Here is a 5,425-nt window from a genome sequence, read left to right as displayed (position 1 = left end):
TGCGGCAGGTCAAGGACCCGTCCGAGCGTTCCAAGCTCGCGTTCTCGCTGCTGGGCTCGCAGGCCGAGGACCTTTCCAAGGCGCTCTCGGGACCGACCCCCGCTCGGTGGGGTTGGCCGGCCCGGGCATCCCCGAGCCCCGGCCCCGCCCCGACGTCCTCCTCGTCCCCTGTCACCCCGGCACGGGCGAGCCGTGGCGCCCACCCGAGGGCGAGGCGACGGTGGTGCCGCTGGACGGCGGGGTCTGGGCATACCTCACCAGCCCCGGGGAGACCTCGCCGACGCCCGCCACCGGGGTGCTCCCGGATGGTGTCCTGCGCGACGACTACCCGCTGCCATCGCGCCCCTGGTACCCCCTGGAACCCCATGTCGGCGCCTTCAGGGACACCCTGGTCGGGCTGCCCGCGATCCGTGGCCCCCGGCTGCGCACGTATCACGACGCGTACCGATCATGAACACCTGACGGGCGCGGTGCCCTTCGTACCGTCCCGGCGTCCGTGACCGCCCCACCGGGGCGGCGGGCGCCGGCTCGGTGTCCGGGTCAGGGAGTCGATCGTGTGCCCTGATCCTCGAAGCCCGTGCGCGGGCTGGCCCCCGCTCCGTTGACGCGCAGCCCGCACCTGCGCGAGCGCCTGGACTCCCTCGACGACCAGCGCTGTGGGCGGGTCGGACGACGCCTGGATCCGTACCTAACCGAGTGCCGGAGGGTGCTCGACCGGACGGCGTCCCCAGGCCGAGATCAGCGGCGCGAGTGTCAGGTCGAGTTCGCCCGCGTGGATGGCGGCCAGGTGTGCGTCGATCTCGGCCTCGTCGGCCAGGCCGGCCGCGAGCAGCTCGCCGCGCACGTGCCGGATGGTCGCCGCCTCCAGCCGGTCGCAGGCAAGCCCGCCGACCGGGAACGAGCCCGCCGCGGCGACATCCACCAGGCCGGCCTCACGCAGTGCCCGCGGCAGTGTCCGGCCGTAGCGCAGGTCCGCGCCGCGGCGCGCCAGCAGCTCCCGGACCGCGTCGCGCAGCCGGTTGGCCCGCTGCTGCGCAGGGCCGCTGTCGTCCAGGCATGCGAGCGGCTGCAGAGCGGTATCGGCGTCCTCGATCAGCAGCCAGCCGCCGGGGCGCAGCGCTGCCGCCATCGTGGCCAACGCGCGCGCCCGGTCGGGTACATGGACCAGCACGAGCCGGGCGTGCACCAGATCGAACGTCCCCGGCTCCGGGGCCGGATCAGCGGCGACGTCGTGCTGGCGCACCTCGTACCCGTCGCCCGCCTTCAGCCACGACGGGTTGAGGTCCGTGGCCAGCACGTGCCCGGTCGGACCGACGGCCGCCGCGAGCGCCTCCGGGATACCGGGGCCACCGGCCCCGACCTCCCAGCAGCGTGAGCCGGCCCCGACCCCCAGTCGATCGAAGTGCCCGCACGTCACACCGTCGAACAGCTCGGCCAGCCAGACGAATCGCTCGCCGGCCTCGGCGCGCGCGTTGTCCAGCAGGTACCCGCGGGCGGCAGCGGACTCTCCACCGGGCGCAGTCGTCCCGTCGGTCGGATCCGGTCGGCCATCGGCGTGCGGCGGGCGGGGCGAGGAGGTCATAAGTACATGGTCGACCTTCCCGAGCCGCCGGCGCCACCACGACGGGCGAGGGATGTCTCACACGGCCGGCGAACCCGGCGTGTCCTCCAGCACGGTTCTGCACCGTGACGCGCCGAAAGGGGTACGAGCATTCGATCTCACCACGCCCACAGAGCACCGGCCCACACCGACCACATCCCCTCAAACGTGGGCAGTGGACGGGGCAGGAGCCCGCAGGAGGTCTCGCCAGTCGGCGGGCCAGTTGGCCAGTGCGAGGATGCCCATGATGACGAGGTGGGTCGGCGCGGCCCAGCTTTCCGCCACCGGGTCGTGGTTGACGATGTGGGTGGTGGCCGCGCCGGTGAGCACGAACATCAGCGTCGCGGCGCCCAGGAAGCGCGATCGCTTCTCGGGGATCACCAGCAGGACGGCGGCCACGCCTTCCAGGGCGCCGACCACGAAGCGCATCCAGGCCGGATATCCCCACTCGACGAACTTCGCGGAGTACGCCGAGCTGAACATCGTGTCGCCCGGCCAGTACTTGGTCACGGCGCCCAGCATGAACTCAAAGGCCAGGAACCAGTACAGACCGGTCATCAGGCGCTTCGACATATCTGTCCCTTCGGGGGGGGTGGAGTTGGGCAGGGTGATGCCTCCGCACGGCGATCGCATCGCCGTGCGGAGTCTTGCTTCCGGGGTTCAGCCCCGCAGGGTGGCGATGGCCTTCTCGATGCGCCGCTGACGCGTCTCGGGCTTCTTCGCGCTCTCGACGGCGCGCACATGCTCGCGCTTGCGGCTGTACGCAAGGCCGTCGTAGGCGGCGCGGGCGACCGGGTCGTCGTCCAGAGCCCGGGCGAAGTCCGCAGGCTCGACGACGACGCGCGGCTCGGTGTCGAGCTCCAGCTCGACCTCGACCTCGTCGCCGATCGCAACACCCGCGGCCTGCCGGTTGGCGATGCTGAGGCCGAGCAGGTGGCGTCCACGCAGGAGGGCGACCCGGCTCTTCCACGCATGCCCGTTGACCGTGATCGTCACCGGCGGCCGCGAGCCCCCGCCGAGCGCCGCCACCACCTCGGGCGGAACCTCCAGTCCCCGCATGGGCTCAGGCGGCTCGACGTGGGCCCGAAACTTCATGATCTTCTCCTGTTCGTCCTGCTGGTTCACCACGGATCTGTGAGGCAGCGACCCCTGCTACTCCGCGTAGGGCTGGTCGGTCCCCTGGGCGCTGTAGCCGAGGCTCCAGATGTACCCCTCCGGGTCGGCGAAGGTGCCGCCGTACCCGCCCCACGGCAGAGCGCCGGCGGGCTTGAGGACGGTGGCGCCGGCCTTCCGGGCCTCCTCCATGATCTCGTCGACCCGGCTCTCACTGCGGACGACGTAGGTCAGGACCAGCCCGCTGAAGCCGCTGCCCTCCTGGTCCGCGCCCACCTGGGCGGCCAGGCCCTCGCGGCTGTAGAAGCCCACGGGCGAGGCGCCGTCCGATGCGAAGAACACCGAGATGCCGAAGTCGCTCTGGACCTTCCAGCCGAGCCCCTCGGTGTAGAACTGCTTGGCCCGGTCCATGTCCCGGACGCCGAGAAGGATCGAGCTGACGTGCGCCTTCATGTCTTGTCTCCTTGCACTCGTGGATGTCGGGCACCTGTTCGCGGGTCGTCCGTGACAGGTCCGGGCCGGGCCCGTCAGACGGCTGCCGGGCCGGCGTGGACGCAGGCGCTGCAGCCGTTGATCCGGCCGGCGCGCAGCGCGTGGTTCCATGCCGCCCAGCATCCCGGCCGACCGCCACCTTGATCAACGTAGACTTCCGCGCTGACCGACAACCGTGGGGTTATCGGTCGAGGACACGGGGGGTGTAGTGGAAATCCGGGACATCGAGATCTTCCTGGTGCTCGCCGAGGAGTTGCACTTCGGCCGGGCCGCCGAGCGCCTGCGCGTCTCCCAGGCGCGCGTCAGCCAGGCCCTCAAGAAGCAGGAGCGCCGGATCGGCGCCGCGCTGTTCGAGCGCACCAGCCGTACGGTCCGGCTGACCGAGGTCGGCCGGCAGCTGCGCGACGATCTGCAGCCGGTGTACGTCGGCCTGCAGGAGTCGCTGGAGCGGGCCAGGATGGCCGGGCGGGGTGTGGCTGGGCGGCTGCGCGTCGGCATGATGCCGTTCAACGTCGTCGACCTGCACCACTACTGGCGTGCGTTCCGCAGGCGCCATCCCCGCTGGGAGCTGCAGATCAGGCCGGCGCCGTACGCCGACCCGTTCGACGCGCTGCGCAGCGGCGCCATGGACGTCTTCGTCGCCTGGCTGCCGGTGGAGGAACCGGATCTGACCGTCGGCCCGGTGCTGCTCACCGACCGTCGGGTGCTGGCCGTGGCCGACCACCACGAGCTCGCCGGGCGCGACACCGCGCGGCTGGAGGCGTTCGCGGACTTCGCGCACGCCACCACCACCGGCGTCCCGGACTACTGGGAGGACAGCTACCTGCCCTTCCACACCCCGCGCGGCCGTGCCATCGAGCGTCCCCACCTGGTGCTCGGCCCGGACGAGTTGATCAGCCTGATCTCGATGGGCGACATCGTGCAGACCTTCCCCGGCCACGTGACCCGGTACTGGGGCATGCCGAACATCCGCTGGCTGCCGGTGCCCGATCTGGGCACCCTCAGGTACGCGCTGGTCTGGCGCGGCGAGGCCGAGAACGACGCGATCCGCGCGCTCGCCGGCACCGTGCGCGACCTGGGCACGCTCGTGCTCTGATCAGCGCCCGTGTCCGATGATCCCGAGGCGCCGGGGCGTCAGGCGCGGGTGAGGGTCAGGTGCGTGACGCCGCTGGGGCTGGTGACGGACTCGGTGCGGAAGCGCTCCTCGACGCCTTCGAGCCCCTCCCACAGCCGCTCGCCGCGGCCGAGGACGATCGGCACCACGACGACGTGCAGGTGGTCGATCAGGTCGGCGGCCAGAAAGGCGCGGACCGTGCTGGGCCCGCCGCCGATCCGGACGTCCAGGCCGCCGGCCGCCGCCCGGGCCCGGCGCAGCGCCTCCTCCGGGCCGGCGTCGAGGAAGTGGAAGGTGGTGCCGCCCTCCATCTCCACGGTCGGCCGCGGGTGGTGGGTGAGCACGAAGACCGGGGTGTGGAACACCGGGTTCGGCCCCCACCAGCCGGTCCACTCGTGGTCCTGCCACGGGCCGCGCTGGGGGCCGAACTTGTTCCGCCCCATGATCTCCGCGCCGATGCCGGTGCCCCAGGCCGCGGCCATCGCGTCGTCCACGCCGGTCTCGCCGCCCTCCTTGCCCTGCATCCGCCGGAACGTGCGGGTCGGGAAGAACCAACGGTGGAGCCGGTCACCGGCGTGGCCGAACGGGGCCTCCAGGCTCTGCCCCTCGCCGGTCCCGTAGCCGTCGAGCGAGACCGAGAAGTTGTGGACGCGGACCAGGGACACGGGCGGACCTCCGGGCTTGGGCGCTCCCGGCGCGGGCGGACCGCGCCGGCCGGATTCCGAGGCTATCCCGCGTCCGGCCGCTCGCCCGCCGACCGACGCGCCCGCGGAGCGTCCGGACCGGGGGAACCGAGCGCGAGCGTGCGGGCGACGGCGACGGTGTCCCAGTAGAACGGCCGGATCTCCGCGATCCGGTCGCCGCGGACGGTCATCAGCTGCATGACCGCGGTCTCCAGCCGTCGTCCGCTGTCGCGTGCGGTGAGGGTGCCCCGGTTGAAGACCACCGCACTGTCGCCGTCGAAGACGAAGCGGTGCTCCAGGAACTCCAGCGAGCTCCAGTACCTGCTCATCTCCGCCATGAACCGCTCGATGCCGCTCGGCCCCCGGTAGACGCCGCCGTAGCGCGACCCGGCGATGCCGCTGGCCCACGCGATCGAGCTGAAC

At 72.3% G+C, this 5,425-nt stretch carries 8 protein-coding genes; 2 read left to right on the top strand and 6 right to left on the bottom strand.

All coding sequences use genetic code 11. From position 1 onward, the window contains the following. The first annotated feature begins 106 nt into the window (after nt 1–106). Nucleotides 107–454: a hypothetical protein gene (locus ABZ885_RS34675; RefSeq protein WP_360197783.1), complete on the top strand. Its 348-nt coding sequence runs from the start codon at nt 107–109 to the stop codon at nt 452–454. Between the two features lie 234 nt (nt 455–688). On the opposite strand, the gene ABZ885_RS34670 is transcribed toward ABZ885_RS34675, so the two are convergent. The 4 genes from ABZ885_RS34670 to ABZ885_RS34655 form a co-directional block, all read right to left on the bottom strand. Next, the gene (locus ABZ885_RS34670) at nt 689–1,582 is read right to left on the bottom strand and encodes a methyltransferase domain-containing protein (RefSeq protein ID WP_360197781.1); all 894 of its coding nucleotides are present in this window, start codon (nt 1,580–1,582) and stop codon (nt 689–691) included. Nucleotides 1,583–1,762: 180 nt separating this feature from the next. Then, nucleotides 1,763–2,173: a DoxX family protein gene (locus tag ABZ885_RS34665; protein ID WP_360197778.1), complete on the bottom strand. Its 411-nt coding sequence runs from the start codon at nt 2,171–2,173 to the stop codon at nt 1,763–1,765. A gap of 87 nt (nt 2,174–2,260) precedes the next feature. Then, nucleotides 2,261–2,725 carry a YdeI/OmpD-associated family protein gene (locus ABZ885_RS34660; RefSeq protein WP_360197775.1) on the bottom strand — a complete coding sequence of 155 codons (465 nt, stop codon included), beginning with the start codon at nt 2,723–2,725 and terminating at the stop codon, nt 2,261–2,263. 27 nt (nt 2,726–2,752) lie between these two features. Further along, the gene (locus ABZ885_RS34655; protein WP_360197772.1) at nt 2,753–3,166 is read right to left on the bottom strand and encodes a VOC family protein; all 414 of its coding nucleotides are present in this window, start codon (nt 3,164–3,166) and stop codon (nt 2,753–2,755) included. Between the two features lie 247 nt (nt 3,167–3,413). Here ABZ885_RS34655 and ABZ885_RS34650 point away from each other — a divergent pair, with 247 nt between their 5' ends. Next, a complete protein-coding gene (locus tag ABZ885_RS34650; protein WP_360197769.1) occupies nt 3,414–4,301 on the top strand; it encodes a LysR family transcriptional regulator in 888 nt (295 codons plus the stop codon). Nucleotides 4,302–4,339: 38 nt separating this feature from the next. Here ABZ885_RS34650 and ABZ885_RS34645 read toward each other — a convergent pair whose 3' ends face one another. Then, complete coding sequence (locus ABZ885_RS34645; RefSeq protein WP_360197767.1) at nt 4,340–4,984, bottom strand: dihydrofolate reductase family protein; 645 nt, start codon at nt 4,982–4,984, stop codon at nt 4,340–4,342. A gap of 62 nt (nt 4,985–5,046) precedes the next feature. Beyond that, nucleotides 5,047–5,425: nuclear transport factor 2 family protein (locus ABZ885_RS34640; RefSeq protein WP_360197764.1), on the bottom strand; the 379-nt coding region annotated here is incomplete at its 5' end.

The sequence above is a fragment of the Kitasatospora sp. NPDC047058 genome (genome assembly GCF_040643935.1).
Taxonomy (GTDB): Bacteria; Actinomycetota; Actinomycetes; order Streptomycetales; family Streptomycetaceae; genus Kitasatospora.
This window is presented reverse-complemented; position numbering and strand designations above follow the sequence as displayed.